Source organism: Nonomuraea sp. LPB2021202275-12-8 (genome assembly GCF_037044575.1).
Taxonomy (GTDB): domain Bacteria; phylum Actinomycetota; class Actinomycetes; order Streptosporangiales; family Streptosporangiaceae; genus Nonomuraea.
The window spans coordinates 49,531-65,632 of record NZ_JBAHWD010000034.1 but is presented as its reverse complement, the minus strand read 5'-3'; the positions used below and the strand labels follow the sequence as shown (position 1 = coordinate 65,632).

18 protein-coding genes are annotated in these 16,102 nt (G+C 66.9%); all 18 read right to left on the bottom strand.

The genetic code is table 11. The features are described 5' to 3' along the window. Positions 1-183: 183 nt before the first annotated feature. The 18 genes from V5E28_RS39550 to V5E28_RS39465 all read right to left on the bottom strand — a co-directional run bounded on the left by V5E28_RS39550 (position 184) and on the right by V5E28_RS39465 (position 15,586). Entirely contained in the window at positions 184-1,065 is an 882-nt protein-coding gene (locus tag V5E28_RS39550; RefSeq protein ID WP_336214835.1) for a hypothetical protein, read from the bottom strand. Position 1,066: 1 nt separating this feature from the next. Then, positions 1,067-3,436: a phage tail protein gene (locus tag V5E28_RS39545; protein ID WP_336214834.1), complete on the bottom strand. Its 2,370-nt coding sequence runs from the start codon at positions 3,434-3,436 to the stop codon at positions 1,067-1,069. Positions 3,437-3,699: 263 nt separating this feature from the next. Further along, positions 3,700-4,200 (bottom strand): DUF7426 family protein, encoded by a 501-nt coding sequence (locus V5E28_RS39540; RefSeq protein WP_336214833.1) that lies wholly within the window; start codon positions 4,198-4,200, stop codon positions 3,700-3,702. Next, the gene (locus V5E28_RS39535) at positions 4,200-4,673 is read right to left on the bottom strand and encodes a phage tail tube protein (RefSeq protein WP_336214832.1); all 474 of its coding nucleotides are present in this window, start codon (positions 4,671-4,673) and stop codon (positions 4,200-4,202) included. Before V5E28_RS39535 ends, V5E28_RS39540 begins: the two co-directional genes overlap by 1 nt. Positions 4,674-5,144: 471 nt before the next feature. Further along, positions 5,145-5,597, bottom strand: coding sequence for a minor capsid protein (locus tag V5E28_RS39530; protein WP_336214830.1), 453 nt, complete (start codon positions 5,595-5,597; stop codon positions 5,145-5,147). After that, positions 5,594-5,995, bottom strand: a complete 402-nt coding sequence (locus tag V5E28_RS39525; RefSeq protein WP_336214828.1) for a hypothetical protein — start codon at positions 5,993-5,995, stop codon at positions 5,594-5,596. The genes V5E28_RS39530 and V5E28_RS39525 overlap by 4 nt, the downstream gene beginning before the upstream one ends. Next, positions 5,995-6,303, bottom strand: a complete 309-nt coding sequence (locus tag V5E28_RS39520; RefSeq protein WP_336214826.1) for a hypothetical protein — start codon at positions 6,301-6,303, stop codon at positions 5,995-5,997. The genes V5E28_RS39525 and V5E28_RS39520 overlap by 1 nt, the downstream gene beginning before the upstream one ends. Positions 6,304-6,306: 3 nt before the next feature. After that, positions 6,307-6,696 carry a hypothetical protein gene (locus tag V5E28_RS39515; RefSeq protein ID WP_336214824.1) on the bottom strand — a complete coding sequence of 130 codons (390 nt, stop codon included), beginning with the start codon at positions 6,694-6,696 and terminating at the stop codon, positions 6,307-6,309. 42 nt (positions 6,697-6,738) lie between these two features. Beyond that, a complete protein-coding gene (locus V5E28_RS39510; protein ID WP_336214822.1) occupies positions 6,739-7,083 on the bottom strand; it encodes a hypothetical protein in 345 nt (114 codons plus the stop codon). Continuing rightward, the gene (locus tag V5E28_RS39505) at positions 7,076-7,402 is read right to left on the bottom strand and encodes a hypothetical protein (RefSeq protein WP_336214821.1); all 327 of its coding nucleotides are present in this window, start codon (positions 7,400-7,402) and stop codon (positions 7,076-7,078) included. Before V5E28_RS39505 ends, V5E28_RS39510 begins: the two co-directional genes overlap by 8 nt. 11 nt (positions 7,403-7,413) lie before the next feature. Next, on the bottom strand, positions 7,414-8,358 hold the full coding sequence (locus V5E28_RS39500; protein WP_336214819.1) for a P22 phage major capsid protein family protein: 945 nt from the start codon (positions 8,356-8,358) through the stop codon (positions 7,414-7,416). A 48-nt stretch (positions 8,359-8,406) separates the two neighbouring features. Further along, positions 8,407-9,276: a hypothetical protein gene (locus V5E28_RS39495; RefSeq protein WP_336214817.1), complete on the bottom strand. Its 870-nt coding sequence runs from the start codon at positions 9,274-9,276 to the stop codon at positions 8,407-8,409. A gap of 240 nt (positions 9,277-9,516) precedes the next feature. Continuing rightward, complete coding sequence (locus tag V5E28_RS39490; RefSeq protein ID WP_336214815.1) at positions 9,517-11,391, bottom strand: phage minor capsid protein; 1,875 nt, start codon at positions 11,389-11,391, stop codon at positions 9,517-9,519. Between the two features lies 1 nt (position 11,392). Then, positions 11,393-12,961, bottom strand: a complete 1,569-nt coding sequence (locus V5E28_RS39485) for a phage portal protein (RefSeq protein WP_336214813.1) — start codon at positions 12,959-12,961, stop codon at positions 11,393-11,395. A gap of 39 nt (positions 12,962-13,000) precedes the next feature. Continuing rightward, entirely contained in the window at positions 13,001-13,252 is a 252-nt protein-coding gene (locus V5E28_RS39480) for a hypothetical protein (RefSeq protein ID WP_336214812.1), read from the bottom strand. A gap of 9 nt (positions 13,253-13,261) precedes the next feature. After that, a complete protein-coding gene (locus tag V5E28_RS39475) occupies positions 13,262-13,561 on the bottom strand; it encodes a hypothetical protein (RefSeq protein WP_336214810.1) in 300 nt (99 codons plus the stop codon). 11 nt (positions 13,562-13,572) lie between these two features. Continuing rightward, complete coding sequence (locus tag V5E28_RS39470) at positions 13,573-15,015, bottom strand: hypothetical protein (protein WP_336214809.1); 1,443 nt, start codon at positions 15,013-15,015, stop codon at positions 13,573-13,575. A gap of 28 nt (positions 15,016-15,043) precedes the next feature. Then, a complete protein-coding gene (locus V5E28_RS39465; RefSeq protein ID WP_336214808.1) occupies positions 15,044-15,586 on the bottom strand; it encodes a hypothetical protein in 543 nt (180 codons plus the stop codon). Positions 15,587-16,102 lie beyond the last annotated feature (516 nt).

Here is a 16,102-nt window from a genome sequence, read left to right as displayed (position 1 = left end):
GACGCTGATCGGACTGCTTCGCTACTGTACGTATCGGCTACACGGTGGAGGGGTCCGGCGGCTGTTGCACCAAACGACCAGGCGGTTCAGGTGCCCGCCCGGCAGGCGGCCGAGCGGACGAAGAAGCGATCGCGGTGTGGAAGGCCGAGGTATTGCCACACGCAAAGGCAACGCCAGCATTGCCTACAGGTAGGCACGCCGTGCCCTGACTTCGACTATGGATTCCGCAGCGGTTCCGGTCGCGGTGCACGAGAGCAGCACAGCGCGCGAGAACGGGTCACCTACGGCCATCGCCGGAGTCAGGTGGAGCCACCGCGATGCCGAACCGGGCCCGAACACGCTGATCACGCCTGTCTTGTCCGTACCCGTCGAGAAGTCCCAGGTGTCCGTGGTGACCAGCGCTGCCCGCATCGCGGCCGCGTCGATAAGGAGTCGCTGGCCGGCCGTCAGCGAGTTCGAGCCCGATGTGAGCAGGCCGATGCTGCCCCCGCTGGCCACGTCCCTGACAGTGATGTTCGTCGCGGGCCCGGTGATTCGGATCAGCGCGTCGGTGATTGGCGCGGTGCTTCTGGCGAGCGTGGTCACCACCTGGTCGGAGGCGTTCGCCGATCCCGCCCAGGTGGAGATCGTCTCGTCTCGCCAGTACACGCTCGGAACCTCGACCACCACCGTCAGCCGGGCGCGGGCCGCACCGACGATGATCTCCGGATCCGACGCCGCCGTGACGGTCACGTCCGCGACCCGCACGATGGGCCCTGCCTGGTAGCGAAGGCTCATGAGCCGGTTGCGGACCCCGAGAAGCGCGGTCAACGCTTCGAGATTGGTCTCCATCTGCGGATACCCGCCGTCCGTCCCGGCCGGGGTCGCCCCCGTCACCGCGAACGTCAACGAGAACGACGTCGCCTCGTGATCGAGACCGACGATCGGCAGCTCGCCGGCGCGGCCGGTGACCGAGACGCGTACCGCTCGGGCGCCGGGAATCGGGCGGCGCTGCGTGCCCCGCTTGAGACGCCAGCAGCCTGCGGGGTGATCAAGCGCGACGCCGTCCAGCGTGTACGACGGCATGTCAGATCACCCCCAGGGCGCCCGCAAGCTGGAGCCCGCGGTTGACGGATGTCGATGTCGGTTCGGCCTGCGGGTAGTAGTTGGTTTGGTGGATGACCGTCCGCGCGCTGGCCGACCCTCCGGAGAGGCCGTTCGGGACATCGATCCCCGGCGACAGGTTCGGCATCGCTGTGCTGGCCGCCATGGCGGAGACCTTCCGCAGCGACGAGGTGACCATGCCCGCGCCCGCCGTGATGCCCTTGGCCATGCCAGCGGGGAGCATCCTGCCGATCCACGCGAAGACCTTGCTTGGGCTGTTGATTCCGAGGGTGGACTTCACGTTTTTGACGATGTTGGAGAAGAAGGAGCGGACGTTGTTGTAGAAGGACGACGCCATGGATTGGATGCCTTGCCAGGCGCCGTTCACGATGTCCTTGCCGATGCCGAGCATTATAGAACCCAGGTTCGATACCGAGGACTTGATCCGGCCTGGCAGCGCGGTGAACCAGCCGATCAACTTCGTGCCGATCCACGTGCCGATGCCGTTGACCATATCCGGGATGATGCTGTGGCCGATCAAGACGTTGTACATCCATTGGAAGACTGCGACGCCCTTTTCGATCATCGGCTTGATCTTGGCGACGACCTCGGCGACCTTGGCTCCGAATAGGGCAAACCCGACCCCGACCTTGGTCAGCATCGGGATCAGCGGGATCACGGCGGGGAGGACCTGCTGAATAGCCATGACCGCCAAATCGGTCAAAATCGGGAGAACAGGAAGCATGGCCTCAGCTAGGGATGCAAAGGCAGGAACTAGTCCATCGAGCAAGCTCGGGATCAGATTCAAGAGCGGCGGAAGAAGCTGCTGCAGGACTGCGCCCGCGATCTGACCGAAGGAGGCGTAGATCGGCTGCATGAGCGGCCCAAGCTGGGCGAGAGCGGACGAAACGGACGCGAGCGCAGGTTGCAGCGCGTCAGCTAGGGCCGTGATCACCGGGCCGAGCACGGCCGAAAGGTTCTGAAGGGCGATCCCGAGGACCTGGCCCACGATTCCGGCGAGCTGCGCTACGACTGGTAGCAGTGGAGCAAGTCCGGTCAGGGCGGCCGACAGTCCTTGACCGAGCGCGAGCAGCCCGGCCTGGAGCTCCGGGCTCGCGAACGCCTTCGCGAGCATCTCCGCGACCACGGTCAGTCCCGGCCCCAGCGCGGCCAGAGCCGGACCGAGCGCGGACACTGCGGCGGCAAGGCCAGGACCCAGCGCAACCGCGATCTTGGCGATGTGTGGCGCGATCAGCGCCAACGCGCTACCCAGCGCCTTGAAGATCGGCATCAAAGCGCCGCCGACCTGGCTCAGGCTCTGGAAGATCGTCACCAAGATCTGCTGACCCTCGGCGCTCGCAAGGAACGCGTTGAGCTGATCCAGGATCTGACCGACCACGCCGAGAACGTTCGACCCGCCTGTGGACATCGCGGCGAAGATCGACTTGACGATCCCGATCACGTCGCCGCCGACCTGCCCGAGCTGTCGGAAGACGTCCAGAGCACCTTGCATCCAAGCCAGCGCCTTGCCGGACTCCGCGGCGTTCGACAGGAACTCGCCGAAGCGCTGTGCCGCGCTGCCGATGCCAGCGGCAAGCCCCGATGCGAAGGACGCGCCCACGACCGCGATGTCACGCAGCCCCGCCAGCAGAGGCTGAATCGCGGGCTGGACGGCCGCGACCGCTGATCGCAGCGAACCGAAGATCGACGTCACGGCCGACGTGCTAGCCGCTGACGCGGCGAACCGCGCCACCTCCGCCGCGCCGAGACCGAACTCACGCGCCACCCCCGACATGCCCGACCGCAGGGGTCCGGCCAGGGCCGCCGCCACGGCGGTGATGTGGCCGGCCAGCGGCTGGAAGAACGCATCTTGGACCGACGACTTGAGTGCGTCGACCGCCGGCTTGGCCGCCCGCAGTTCCATCGCTGCGGACCGAGCCGCAGGTGACAGTCCTGCGATCGACTCGGCGAACTTCTCCGGGTCATCGCTGAGCGCGGCCGAGAAAGCCTCGCTCACGCCCGAAAGCGCGATCTTCAGAGTGGACAAGGCCCCCACGCCGAGCGCGAGCGCGCCGGGCAGAGCCGCGACGATGCCCGCTGCGGGAGCGAGCGCGGCCACGAACGCGATGCCGCCCTGAGCTGCAGCCGCAAGCCCGCCAGCGGCGACCGAGCCGGCCAGCGCCATCGCGGTCAGACGGGCGCTCATCGCGGCCGCGTTCGACGCGACCGATCCCAGGCTGGAGTGGGACTTCTTGGCTGCCTCGTCGAGATCCTTGTTGAACTGCTTGATCGCTGGCCGCGACCGGTTCCGGACAGAGATCGTGGCGAAGAGTTCGCCCACGTTGAGACCCATGAGCCACCTCCCGGGAGTCGCGATCAAGTGCAGGGCGAGGAAGCGGCTGCCACCAGCGGTACCGCTGGCGGATTACCGCCGTTTGCGGCGGACAGCAGAGTCATCGCCTGGGTCCAGCGCCCGCGCGATCCGCGTGTCAGCGGTCAGCAGGCCCACGACGCGGGCCTGCAACCACCGCCACGACCGGCGCTGGAGGAGGTGGGGCTCGTCGAGGTCAATCGCGTATTCGCTGTGGAGATCTGCCTCGACGAGCCCCCACCTGGTCAGGAGGTCTTGCCACGTGACCCGGCGGCCGTGCGTCGAGAGGCCGTCGTCTTCGTACCAGTCGCGGAGCCCCGAGGTCGGGTCGATTTCGCCGCCGTAGCTTCCGTCGTCGGGGCTTCCGCTTCCCCCTCTGGGCCTGACTCCCAGTGCTTGGCCGCAGCCTCCAGGCCGGCCGCGACCCAGATCAGCGCTGTCTGCCCAACGTGCTGGATCGCTGGCCACGACACCTTGTCGGCGAGCAGCTCGTCCCAGACCGTGCCCAGGATGGTCTGGTAGAGGTCCTTCTCCTGCTCGTCGTCCAGGACGAGCTGGGCCAGCTCGTTCAGGCCGTCCTCGTCCACCGCCTGCCCCGCCTGTGCGGCGATGCTGGCCTGCATGAGTCGCTGGCACAGCAGGCCCACCTCGGCTGACGGCGGCGGGACGACGTACGTCTTCCCGCTGACCGGCAGCTTCAGGGTGGGGTCGAAGAACTCGTCGAGGTCCTTGAATGCCGCCGCCATCAGGGCGTCACCAGCGGGTTGTCGATCTCCTCCGGGGCGCCCTGGCCGAGCAGAGTGAAGCTGAAGGGCTCCAGGTCCGTGGTCTCGCCGCCCTCGGTGTACTCGGTCACCGTGCAAACGCCCTGGTAGGCGTCGGGCGCTCCATCTCGACGGAACCACCTGACGCGGATATTGGCGTTGAAGCCGACGATCTGCGAGGCCCTGCGGATCTTCTCCTGCCCGGGGTCCGGCGTGAATACGGGGTCGTCGGTGCGCTTGCGGCGGCCCTCAGCCTCGATCTGCCACGTCCGCCCGGTAACGACGGAGCTGCCGTAGCCCTCCTCGTCGTCGAAGTCGCCGTCTTCCTCGGTGTTGTCATCCGAGTTGCGCTCGAACTTCGTGAGGCCCTTCACCGGGGTCCAGATCGGGTCGGCTGCGCTCGGCGCGGACGTGTCCACGTCCAGCCGCCAGTCACGTGCGAGAAGGCTTCGCATGATCGTCTCTCCTTCAGTGCATGCGAAAGCGCCGCCCCGCTGCTGCGGGACGGCGCGAAAGGAAAAGGGAAGAGAGCTAAGGGGTCGCCGGCTTAGGGGTTACTCATGTACTTCCAACCTCCTGCATCTGGGTATGGCTAGAAGGCCATTCGAGGTTGTTTGGGTGTAGCGGTTCCCGCACGTAGCGGCGGGACAATCCATCGCGCTATCTTGGCTGAGCTTGAACTTGCAGAGAGGTTAAGGTCTTGACCATTAGCGTGATTTTTGTAGCGCTCCTTTATACGGGCGCATTGACGCTGATTGTCTGGATTGTCGCCCGACTCTTACGGCCGCGACGGAGCAGCCCGAGCGTGCCAAGTGGCAGCAGGAGGATCGGGGATAGGCCCAGGGCATTAACGGTTCTCGCCGAAATCGCTGCCATAGTCAGCGCGTTTCTCGCGATCGTGGCAATACTGGTTTCACTGCGCTGAACTAGTCGCGGTGCGGCGTCGGCCAGACCACCATCAGCTCGTAGCTGTCCGGCCGCTCCCACCGGCCGGAGGAGTCACGGCCCAGCGCGGCCACGATCGTCCGCTGGATCAGCAGCACGACCACGCCCGTGGACAGCGTTAGATTCGACCGGCCGTGCAGCGTCGCGAATACGTGATCGGCATAGTCGCCGACGATGCGCGGGTCCGACGCCGTCCGCATCCGGGCCTGCACCAGCACCGTCGAATCCGACTGCTCGGGGTCATCGCCGCCGGTCCCGGTGCCGTAGATGGCCAACGAGATGGCCTCGTCCGGCTTGCTTGGCAGACCTCCGAGCGTGATGGCCCGCTGGGACGCGGTGTAGGCGCCCACCGGGTCCCAATCGCCGACGCCAGCCTCGGCCAGCAGCACCGACAGGCCGGTGAGCAGGTCGCGGGAGAAGGTCTCGGCACTCATCCGCGCAACGCCCTCTCGATCTGCGTACCGATGATCTTGTGGACGGTGTCGGCCTCGGCTCGGAGCGTCTTCTCCAGCCACTTCGGCTCACCCTGGATGGGGTGCTCCCACGTGGTCTCTTCGTGCTGCCGGGCGGCGTAGGCGATGTCATAGCCAAGAGCCGCCTTGAGCTTGCCCGCGTCAACGGCGATCGAGCCCGGCCGCTCACGCGGGTCGCCGGACCTCTGCAGGTCTCCGGTACGCCACGGCGTACGGGGGGCCGCCTCGGTCAGGACGTGCTCCGACGCCAGATACACACCGCGAGCTGCGGCCTCGTTCAGCTCGTGCTCGATGATTTCCGGCCCCATCTTGAGGTCGAGTCGCACATCCACCTTGATTCGAGCGTTGGCCTTGGCCATCAGCGGCACACCACCTCAACGTGATCAGGGGTCGGCAGACCGCCGCCGTCGCGGGAGTAGCTGGCGATGACAGTGGTGACTCGGCCGTTGACGGTCACCCGCGACCCTTCGGGGCACTGGACCCCAGGGCGGAAGAAGATCGTCGTGTCGGAAACCGTCTCGGCGCCCTGGGCGTCCCTGACGAGCCGCCGCTCATCATCGACGAGGCACTGCTCCGTCACTGGCGGGCCGTAGAGCGGCCCGTACGCGCCATCACCAAGAAACGGCTCGATCTGGGCCTGATGCCTGAGCAGCCAGTCAGGAAGCATGCGTCACCAGGCCGTCGTGTCGAACGCGTACCCGGGCAGCAACCCGGCGACGTGCAAGATCCGGGCGGCGTCCGGCGCGTGACGCGGTGGGCCGCCTTCGGTGTTCCGCCCGCCCAACCGGACCGAGCCGATCTGCACGTCCTTGAACGCCGACGCCACGCCGTACGGATCACCGAGCGCCAGTGACCATGCGGCCTGCGCGCACGTGGCGCGCGTGATCGCGTCCTTCTCCTTCGGGTCGGTCGGCATCTCGTTGTCGTCGGTGCTGTAGACCGCGCCGATGAGCAGTTCGTCGATGCGCTCTGAAGCCCGCCTCAGCACGGCATCGATACCGGCCGGGGCGGACTTGTCGGTGTAGGCCGCGTAGTCGTCGGCCGTTGCGTACACCACCACCACGGGCCTCCTCTCGCTATTCGCCAGCGGTATCGCTGGCCATCAGGCGGGCAGCTCGTACACCGAGACCTGGACGTCTGCGGAATTGTCGTAGTTGATCCACACCGTGTCGTCCTCCGCACGGCGGTAGATCGGCGGGAACGGCGGCACGAGCAGGTCGTCGCCAGCCGCCAGCGGGTACGGCTGGTCCGGCAGTTCCTTGCCGTCCACCTGGCCCGGCATCACGACGGTCACCGTCCGGGCGGAAGCACCAGCGTTCACGAGCCGGATCTGTCGCCGGGACGAGTAGCCGAACGCGTGCCCATCTGCCACGGCCGCCGTGAGGGCACCGTTGAGGTTCACGCCGGCGCGGCCCATGTCGGTGATCGGGAGGTTTTCCCTAGCCATCGTTCTCCTCCTCCTGGCCGAACTCCTCGACGAGGGCGGCCTTGCTCAACGCCTTGGCGTCCTTCTCCGCCATGCCGCGCGACACCGCGTAGATGACCCAAATGGCCTTGCTCGCGCTCTCGGGCGGCGGACCGGGCGGGAGGTCCTGAGCAGGGCCGGCCGGAGCCTGCGCGGCAGGCTCCGACGAGGACGGTGCGGTGGGGGGTGCCGGCGCTGCTGGCCGGGACGTGATCGTCCAGTTCGGCCAGCAGTCCAGGATCGCGTCTCGCTCCGGCAGTTCCACCGTCTGCCCGGTGTTCGCGTTGTGGTAGACCCACATTTTGGCCATCCTTAAGGCTTCGCCTTCGTGATGCCGGAGGTGATGACCACAGCGCGGTTGGGGTCGAGAGTTTTGACCCCGTACAACGTGTCAATGGACACGACATCTTGCTTCTTGGAAATGTCGTAATCCATAACCACACGCAATCCAAATCCCTTATAGGATTCGACGTGCGCGGTCGCCGCTCCCTGCGGGAGAACGAGGGGTCTGGTGACGAGAGCAAATGCCGTCCTGTGAAATGCGACGCCGATCTCGTGGTCCGGGAGCGTCGCTCCCTGCGGGTCAGTAGGCAGGAATTCCGGCTCCTTGATATTTTGCGTCTGATAGCTATCGAAGCCGAAGACTCGCCTTCCCAGATTCGCTTCGCGAAGGCCCTCGGTATCGCCACGAGCATCCGCCCTGTGAAACAGCTCATCCGAGAGCCAGAGCGCTTCCTGCTCGGGGCCAACCACGATGTACCGGTCGGTCGCGGGAACATTTGCCTGGTTGAGGACTCTTCGGCCAGCGATGGCCACGCGGGGATTGGCGTAGCGGAACTTCTCGTTCGGGTCGGTGTTGAGGCCGACCTTCTGCACGACATCGCTGCGAAGCGACAGAATATCCCTGTCGATTTTCTGCGCGATAGCCTCGGTCGCCGGGGCGAGGAGCTGCTGGTTGAAATCGATGATATCGAGCGTGAGTTCCTCGCTAGTCACAGCGAAACTGACGTCGGCGAAACGGTCGAGAGTGATCGGGATCGAACCCTCGGTTGCGTTCTGAATCTCGATTCCGGTCGCCCTGTCGAAGTTCTTGGCCTCGAACTTGGCGGGCTTCCTGATCGTAATCGTGTCGCCGATCCGCGACACGAATTCCTCTTCGTAATCCCGGTAAACGAGCTGCGACATGACGGTCGTCTCGTAAAGATTGGCAAGAGCCTGCCGTGCGATGATGCTCGGCGTCAGAAACGTGTTAGCCATTTCGGGCCTTCTCTAATCAGAGCTCGCCAGCGGTAGTGCTGGCCAGCGTTAAGACGACTTCTTCACCTGTCGCTGCTTGCGGAAGTCGTCGATGGACGGCTCGGACGAAGGACTGCGCCCGCCAGGCCCGCCGGCGAACTCCCCTCCCGAGCGAGAGGGCGGCCCCGCCTGGGGACCGCTCTTGAACTTGGGGTTTTCCGTGATCGCGAGCTCGATCATCTCGCCGAGCTTCGTCGTGAAGTCCTGCGCGTCGATGTCGAGGTCACGGGCCTTCTTGAGGAAGGAACGGGAATCGAGCAAGGCATCGGGATCGGCGCCGAGCTTCTGGCCCTGGCGGTGCACGGCCAGCTCCATCAGTGCGCGGCGGTGCCGGTCCTTCTCCTCGTCTCTCTCCTTCGCGGTCGTGTCCCGCTCACCCGTGAGCTGCTCGATGATCTGCTCTGGCGTGAGCTGCTTCTGCTCCTCACCGAGGAGCCCCAGAGCCTTGCCGATCTGCTGGGCCAGGTCGGATTGGACCTGCTGTGTGATCTCCTCAGCGGATGGCCCCTTCGCGCGGGCGGCTTCGTCGGCGGCCTTCTGCGCGTCGCGGAGCTGGTTGCGGAAGCCAGCCGCCTCATCTCTGGTCTCCTTGATGAGCTTCTGAGCCCACGGAGGGAGTTGCTCCACCTTGATGGCGTCCGGGTTGACCTGGTCGTCTCGCTGCCGAGCGGCGGCGAGCGGGTCCGGCGTCGTTCCCTGTTGCGAGGCGGGTGGCGTGACCCCGGCCTCAGGACCACCGCTCTGCGGTTCGCCCTGCGGCTGGCCTTCGCCTCCTCCTTCGCCCTCGGGCGCGCCGCCCGCGATCAGGCGGATCGGCTGGCCGTCTTTGCGGTGGCCGATGATCGCGCCAGGCGTCGTCGGCAGTGACTGATCGGACATTGGCCCTCCCGGAGCCGGACATGACTAAGGCCCGCGCCAGGCGGGCCTACAGGAACGGACAGGAACTTGGTCAGCGCCCGGCTGGCCGGTTCCTGCGATATATACGCACCCACAGGAGTGCGAGCGCCCGGTTACGGGCGTCGCCCTCGGGGTTGTATGGGCATTCGGTGACTGGGCGTCGGTTGAGCGCCGCCCACCGAGCCGTCGTCACCGCTGCTCGGTGATCAAGTTCGGAGAGCGTCACCTGCGGTTCTCCCTGGTCCGTCGCGCCGCCTTCTTGTCGCTGTCACGGCCGAGAAGCTGTGCGCGGAACTGGGTGAAGGTCATTCGCGGGTGGTTAGCCCACCAACGTTTCAGCTCGTCAGAGGCATATTTGTGGGCGATGTCCTGACGACCGGACAGAAGTGATCGGCCGTCAATGCCCCGCCTGCGGCCCTCCGCGTTCACCATGACGCCGCGGGTATACCGCTCCGCCCCGATGAAGGTCATTTCCAGCCACTCATCGAACAGCCTGCGGGCCACCTGATCAAGGGTCTCGCCCGGCAAGCGCTGCAGGTCGGCCTGCGCCCGCGCGTCCGCCCGCTGCACCAAGTTCGGGTCCAGCCCGTACACGATCGCGTACGCCTCCAGCGGATCCACCCCATCGTCGAGCAGCTCAGCGAACGCACGATCCTCGGCTGTCTCCTCCAGATCCCAGCGCCAGTTCGGGTCCTGCTCGCGCCGGCCCAACTCGGTCAGCAACCGCTCCAGCGCGACATCATCACCAGCGCCAGAGAACCGCTCCACGAGCTCAAGCACCTGCTCGTCGGTGACCTGGGCGAAGTCCTCGGGCAGTTCGCGCACGGCCGCGCTCACCTGCTCGGCTCGCTTCTGCTCCCGGTCGTCGTCGCGCTGCTCCAGGACCTGCGTGATCCGGTTGACGGTCGCTTCGTCGTCGGCATGCCGCCCGAGCAGCGTCGCCAGCTCCTCGTCCGGCCGCTTCTCCAGGTTGCGCGGCAGCACCTTGGCGCGCTGCCGGTCGCGACGGATCGGGAGACCGGACTCCTTGGCGTGCTCGCGGATCTGGTCGTTCAGCGTCTGGACGCGCTGCTCGGCCCGGTCACGATCTTTCTTCTCCAGCGCGACCGATGCCTCTCGCTTCGCGGCCCGAAGGTCCCGCTCCATCCGCCGCATCTTCTGCGAGTCGCCGTAGTCGGCTGGGTGCTTACGCACCACGGGTCTCTTCGTGGCGCCGGGCAGGTATGTGAGCAGGTTGTGCCCACACCCGGGGTGCAGCAGGCCCGCTGTGCGGGCCTGCTCTACGGTTCCTTCGACGAGCACGTCAACCTGCTCGTCGGAGACGTAGGAGAGTTCCTGCCGCCACCCGATCCGCCCCGACTGGGTGAGGATCTTGCCTTCCCAGAAGTCGCATCTCGGGCAGGTGAACGGGAGCCGGCTCACGATGACGAGATCGACCCCGTTCTCCTTCAGCGTGGCCAGGTGACCGTCCACGGCAGCACGCGACATCGCGGTACGCACGGCCATCTCCGTGTACGACCCCATCGACCACGGACGGCCCTTCGAGTCCGTGAACCCCGTGATTCCCCTGCGCGCGAACATGTCGAGCGCACGTTGCGTGGCCTGTTCCCTGGTCTCCGCGCCCGTCAGCGCCCGCCCGGCAACTTGGGCGACCACCTGGGAAAACACGTCCTCCGTAGTACGCAGGGCTCCCGTGTGGACGCTCTGCACGCGTGCCACGGTCTGGCGGGCCAGCTCGATCACGCCTTGGCCCTGGCCGATCCGCTTCGCGTTCCCCAGATGCGTCAGGTCCGTCATGGCGCGCTGCACGCCTCGGCGCCACGCCGCGTCGACGCCGGTCGTGACGAGCTTGTCCGACAGTCGCTCCAAGCGGCGCACCACTCGGTCCGCCTGACGGCGTAGCTCCCGCAGTTCGGCGAAGCGAACGCCCTCCCACTCTGGCTCGCCCAGCCGCGCGACCAGTGCCTCCGAGACGACACGCAGCAGCTCCCGTTCCGCGTCGTAGTAGACGGCTGCTACGGCGCGGGCGTGGTCGAGAGCTGCCTCGATCTGCTCCAGGTCCTGATGCCCCAGGGCCTCGGCCGCCGCGGTGGTCATCTCAGTCCTCGCCGCCGGCATCCGGGATCAGGACGTCGTCCAGCCTGTCCGGGTCGGGAACGGTCAGCCCGAGTTCGTCACGCAGCCTCTTGACCTCGGCCGTGACCTGGTGGTCGTCCCACTCGGGGTGGACGAGGCGCACCTTGGACTCCAGGCTGATCGCCTGGGCCCGATTGAACAGCTCAACCGTGCGGCCCAACGCTTCCGGGTCCGGCAGGACGCCGTCTGGCCAGTGCACTTCGGCACGCTCGGGCGTGACCTTTGTGCCCCACACCCCGAGGTCCACCGACAGCAGGGCCTCCGCGAGCCACTGCAAAGGCGGCGTCCAGTAGCCCGTCTTTCTGCCTCTGGTCGAGAAGGACTTGCGGTCGCGGCTGTGGATCTCCGTCGCGGTCAACTGCCGGCCGGAGCCGTCCGCCTCGCCGAACGATGACGCGCTGTAGCCCGCGCCCCTCAAGATCTGGGCGATCAGTGCTTTGGCGGACTCAACATGCTCGGTCACTCTGATCGCGAACTGGCTGATCGTCAGCATCGCGTTCGGCGCAGCACCGGGCGGCGGCAGCATCGCCAGGCCGGAGTAGATCTCCTTGTCCGGGTCCCAGCTCGCGCCCTTGCCACGGCCGTGGTTCTCCAGGAACAGATCCGGGACCACAATCCTGCCCTTGCCGAGCCGGATGTCGCGCATCAGCGAGGTCCACACCTCGTCGAGGCTGTCCATCAGGTGCTCAACGCCCTGGTAATCGGAGCGTCCGAGCGCCGTTCCCCTGATCAGTCGGTGGGGCCTCATGTTGGGCACGTAGCTGGTGAGCAGCCCGCGGGGGAAGTAGGTGTCGAACCCCCCGGTCTCGTCCACCTTGTCGGCGTAGATCTCGGTTTCGGGATGCTCTGTCAGCGGGATCGGCTTGCCGAGTTTGTCGCTGGTGCCCTCGTAGAGGCCGTGGTAGACGCGGCCCTTCTCGTGCCGTTCCAGATGCCGGATCACGCACTTGTCGTCCTCGGCGAGGACCTTCCAAAACGTGACTGCCGCCAGAGCTCCGTATCGGAACTCGGGGACGGCGGAGTCGGGCGGGAACACCGACAGAACCGGGTGGTCGTACATCTCAGTGTCCCAGCCGACCCGGAGGAACACGCCACCGTACGCTGAGCTGACCTCCGCGGCCTCTAGCAGCGCCCCGTAGATGCCCGCCTCGTGCATGAGCGCGTCGAGGCGCTTCTGCCCGTTCTTCCCCTTCACCCTCAGGGTCGGAGGTTCGCTGAACAACAGGTCGGCCGAGGTGCTGCTGATGTCGCCCGCGACCGGCACGTGCAGCTTCGTGTTCCGGACCTGCCCGGCCGGCGTCGGGGAACCCCAGAACCAGCGCGACATGCGGTTGATGAACCCGGTCACCCCTGGTTGTGGGCGGTCCCAGCCCTTCGGATCCAGGCCGATTCCGTGGACCTGATTCGTGCCGTACACGCGCGCCAGATGGTCAGGATCTCCGGCGTACCACGCCTCCCATTGCTGGTAGAGCCGCAGTTCACGCTTGATGTGCGGCGGCGGCCACTCCTGGTCCTGCACCGGCAGCGGCATCTCACGCCCTCACTCTTCTGTTGTTGATCACCGGGACGGTCAGGAGGGCCAGTGCCAGGTGCCTGGGAGGTCGCCGGGCGGGACGTTGTACTCGTGGAACCCGCCTCGCGCGCCGGGGGTGAAGACCCACAGGTGCGCATGCAGCGGTGATTCCAGCGGCGGGACCGCGCCGACCAGGACTCCTTCCGGGTCGAGGGTGTCCACGTCAGCGGTCACGATCGCTGCCCTGATCGCCTGCAGACCCTGTCGGCCGCGGTAGCGGACGATGCGCCCGGTTGTCGGACGATCCATCAGAACTCCTTAGATGACGTTGATCAGTCCTGCGGGCAGCACCGGCAGTTGGGGCGGGGCGGTCACGCGAACCCACGCCTGGTAGGTGCCGTCCGGCCGTGTGACCGTGCCGCCTGGGCCGAAGAGAATGCGCGCGTCTGCGCCCCGCTGAGTGATGGAAGCGGGGTCCCATTCGGCGTCGTTCCAGTCGCCTTCAACTGGTTCCACTCCGGGGACGGTGAGAGCGATCTGTACGACCTCCGTACCGCTCGCCCCGCGCACAAAGAACGGCAGCCACTCGCGCGACAGCGACGAGATGGGTTCCTGCACCAGAGACCTCCTTACGTGTGCGTGGAAGCGGACCAGGTACGGCGCGGCGGATCGGCGCTCCACTGGCGTCGGGCGCTACTCACGCCCCATTGCCGGCGCGGACCGTCCACGCCCGTGATCGCGCGGCCGACTTCGACGACAAGCGAGGTCTCAATCAGCGCGGCGGAGTCCGACGCGCTGGTCGGCTGGGAGGACGTTCCCGTGTCTGTTACGGCAGCGGTGTCGGTGCGGTCGAGCAGGACGGTCACGCTGGCCGCCTCGCCAACCGCTGCGGTCTCGTCCGCGCTGGGGCCGGCCGTGGCCTCCTCATTCAGTGCGCCTGCGTCCGCCGCAGTGCGCAGCACATCGACGTGGGCCGACTCCGCGAACGCCAGCGTCTCGTCCGAGTCGCTCTGCGCCGAAACGGATGCCGCCTCCACTGCCGCTGTTAGGTCGAAGGTGACCGGCCCGAAGATCTCTTCTCGTGACGACGTCTCGCCCAGTTCCGCCACGTCGGCGGTGGCCAGGCCGATGTGGGCCTGCTCCGCCAGGGCCGCGGCATCGTCTCGGGCCAGAACGACCTGGAGGGCGGCCACGTCGGCCAGGCCCGCCACCTCGGTCCGGTCAGCGTCGGCCGTGACGGTGGACGACTCTGTCTGCGATGCGATGTCGGCGACCGCGGCTGCGGCGCTGACTGTGCCCGACTCCGTGAAGCCGGCGCCGTCAGCGGCGCTCGGGCCAGCCTGCGCGAGGTCGATCACTGCGGCCGAGTCGGTCCGATCGAGCAGAACGGCCCGCGACACCATCTCGGACAGGGCCGCCGAGTCCGCACCGGTCTTCTGCGTCGGACCGGTCACGCTGGACGCGACTCGGATCGTCACGCCGCCGATGATCCAGGCGAAGCTTGTGCTCAGCGTCATGTCGGGGGACGTCTCGCCCGCGCCGAGCTCTCGCGTGCCGAGCCAGCCCGACGCATAGACGTCGGAGTTCAGGCTGGCTTGGACCTCCCAGGTGGGATCCGCCTCCCAGGTGAGCGCTTCACCATCGGGCAGCGCGGCCGCCCACCGGATGTCCAAGGCCGGTCCGGACCCGACTCCCTTGGTGACGATCGAGCCGAGCGAATCGACGTGCTCGACGAGGAACTGCGGGGTGGTCGTTTCCGCGTCCGCCACCGACAGGACGACGGCAACACCGTCTGCGCCGTTTCCCTTGGCGAAGCCGTACGAGGCCGGCTCGGCCGAGCCCGCGACCTTCCACCAGATCTTGTGCAGGAACCTGCGGCCTTGGAAGGTGCCGCTGCCGTAGAGCAGTTGCCAGGTCGCGCCGCCGGTCGGAGTGATGAGATCGGTTTGGGCGCCGAGGTCAGCGACCTGGAACGCGAACATCATGTCCTGGGCGACGGTGCCAGGGGGCTTGTTCACGGTGAACGAGGTGGCTACTCCGGTGTGCCATGCCCGCTCTCTGACGTGAGCCATCGCACCTCCGTTCAGAGGATGGGAAGGCTCAGGTCAGGGTCAGTGTCACCGACAGCACCCAGGACGCTGCCGAGGTCTTCGTGCCGAGGCTTTCGACTCTCCGGTTGAGCATCCGGCCGCCGGCCGCCCCGTTGAAGATCGCCCACTCGTTCCAGGCATAGTTGCCCTCGCCTGTCGCGAACGTCGCCCTGAACGTGATCGTCGAGTTGGCGGTGCCGCCCGTGCCGTCCGTGTGCTGCGGGAAGCCCGAGTCCATGGCCTTACGCAGCTTGTTGGTCGCGGCCTGGAGGTCGGTCTGCGTCTTGGCCTCGGCGGAGGTGGAGTCACCGACGCCGAGGTACGCGTTGGCCGCGTTGTAGTAAGTGAGCGGCTGGCCGGCCGCCGCGGTGCCGTTGCCGAGCAGCATCTGCCAGATCGCAGAAGCGCCGCCGTGCATGAGTGCGTTGCCCTCGCGCTCGATCACGTCGTACGGCACGGCGTCGGGACCGGCGTCGTCGCCCCAGTACTTCTCCAGCCGCCACGTGACCTTCCACTTGAGCGGGCCTCGGGTGAGCAAGCTCTCGGCAGACATACAAGCTCCCTGGTCGGGGGTCGGGTCATCACAGGTCCAGCAGTGCGGCTCCGGCCCCGCGCTGCCCCTCAACAGCGGGGGCCGGGGCCGCACCGGGTGCTCGACGCGCGTACGGGGAAGCCGCGCGGAGCAACGCACACAAGGCAAGCCGCCACAACCGGCCCGGTGTGCGTGGTTCAAAGTCCAAACTCTGGTCGGAATAGTCGGCGACAAACGCGGTCCGCCAAGTGACGCTGGAAGCATGGTGCAGTCGTGGATCCAGCTCGTAACACCGCTGATCGCGGTTGTCGGCACACTCCTGGGTGTCGTGCTCGGTGGACGAATGGGCCGTCGATCCGAGCGTCAACAGTGGTCACGCGACGTACAGCTACGGGTTTGCGATCAAGTCTTTCGTGAATCATCCAGGATCATGATCGGGTTCACCAGCATGATCGGGATTGGGCGCGCAACTCGATCAGCTCCGAGCCGAGAGAGTGGAAGGCCCAGCGGCATACGGCGCGCGCTGCGTCGTTTGCG

Coding starts and splice junctions, on each gene's coding strand:
- V5E28_RS39550 (WP_336214835.1), bottom strand. CDS start 1,065: ATGCCGTCGTACACGCTGGACGGCGTCGCGCTTGATCACCCCGCAGGC.
- V5E28_RS39545 (WP_336214834.1), bottom strand. CDS start 3,436: ATGGGTCTCAACGTGGGCGAACTCTTCGCCACGATCTCTGTCCGGAAC.
- V5E28_RS39540 (WP_336214833.1), bottom strand. CDS start 4,200: ATGGCGGCGGCATTCAAGGACCTCGACGAGTTCTTCGACCCCACCCTG.
- V5E28_RS39535 (WP_336214832.1), bottom strand. CDS start 4,673: ATGCGAAGCCTTCTCGCACGTGACTGGCGGCTGGACGTGGACACGTCC.
- V5E28_RS39530 (WP_336214830.1), bottom strand. CDS start 5,597: ATGAGTGCCGAGACCTTCTCCCGCGACCTGCTCACCGGCCTGTCGGTG.
- V5E28_RS39525 (WP_336214828.1), bottom strand. CDS start 5,995: ATGGCCAAGGCCAACGCTCGAATCAAGGTGGATGTGCGACTCGACCTC.
- V5E28_RS39520 (WP_336214826.1), bottom strand. CDS start 6,303: ATGCTTCCTGACTGGCTGCTCAGGCATCAGGCCCAGATCGAGCCGTTT.
- V5E28_RS39510 (WP_336214822.1), bottom strand. CDS start 7,083: ATGGCTAGGGAAAACCTCCCGATCACCGACATGGGCCGCGCCGGCGTG.
- V5E28_RS39505 (WP_336214821.1), bottom strand. CDS start 7,402: ATGTGGGTCTACCACAACGCGAACACCGGGCAGACGGTGGAACTGCCG.
- V5E28_RS39500 (WP_336214819.1), bottom strand. CDS start 8,358: ATGGCTAACACGTTTCTGACGCCGAGCATCATCGCACGGCAGGCTCTT.
- V5E28_RS39495 (WP_336214817.1), bottom strand. CDS start 9,276: ATGTCCGATCAGTCACTGCCGACGACGCCTGGCGCGATCATCGGCCAC.
- V5E28_RS39490 (WP_336214815.1), bottom strand. CDS start 11,391: ATGACCACCGCGGCGGCCGAGGCCCTGGGGCATCAGGACCTGGAGCAG.
- V5E28_RS39485 (WP_336214813.1), bottom strand. CDS start 12,961: ATGCCGCTGCCGGTGCAGGACCAGGAGTGGCCGCCGCCGCACATCAAG.
- V5E28_RS39480 (WP_336214812.1), bottom strand. CDS start 13,252: ATGGATCGTCCGACAACCGGGCGCATCGTCCGCTACCGCGGCCGACAG.
- V5E28_RS39470 (WP_336214809.1), bottom strand. CDS start 15,015: ATGGCTCACGTCAGAGAGCGGGCATGGCACACCGGAGTAGCCACCTCG.
- V5E28_RS39465 (WP_336214808.1), bottom strand. CDS start 15,586: ATGTCTGCCGAGAGCTTGCTCACCCGAGGCCCGCTCAAGTGGAAGGTC.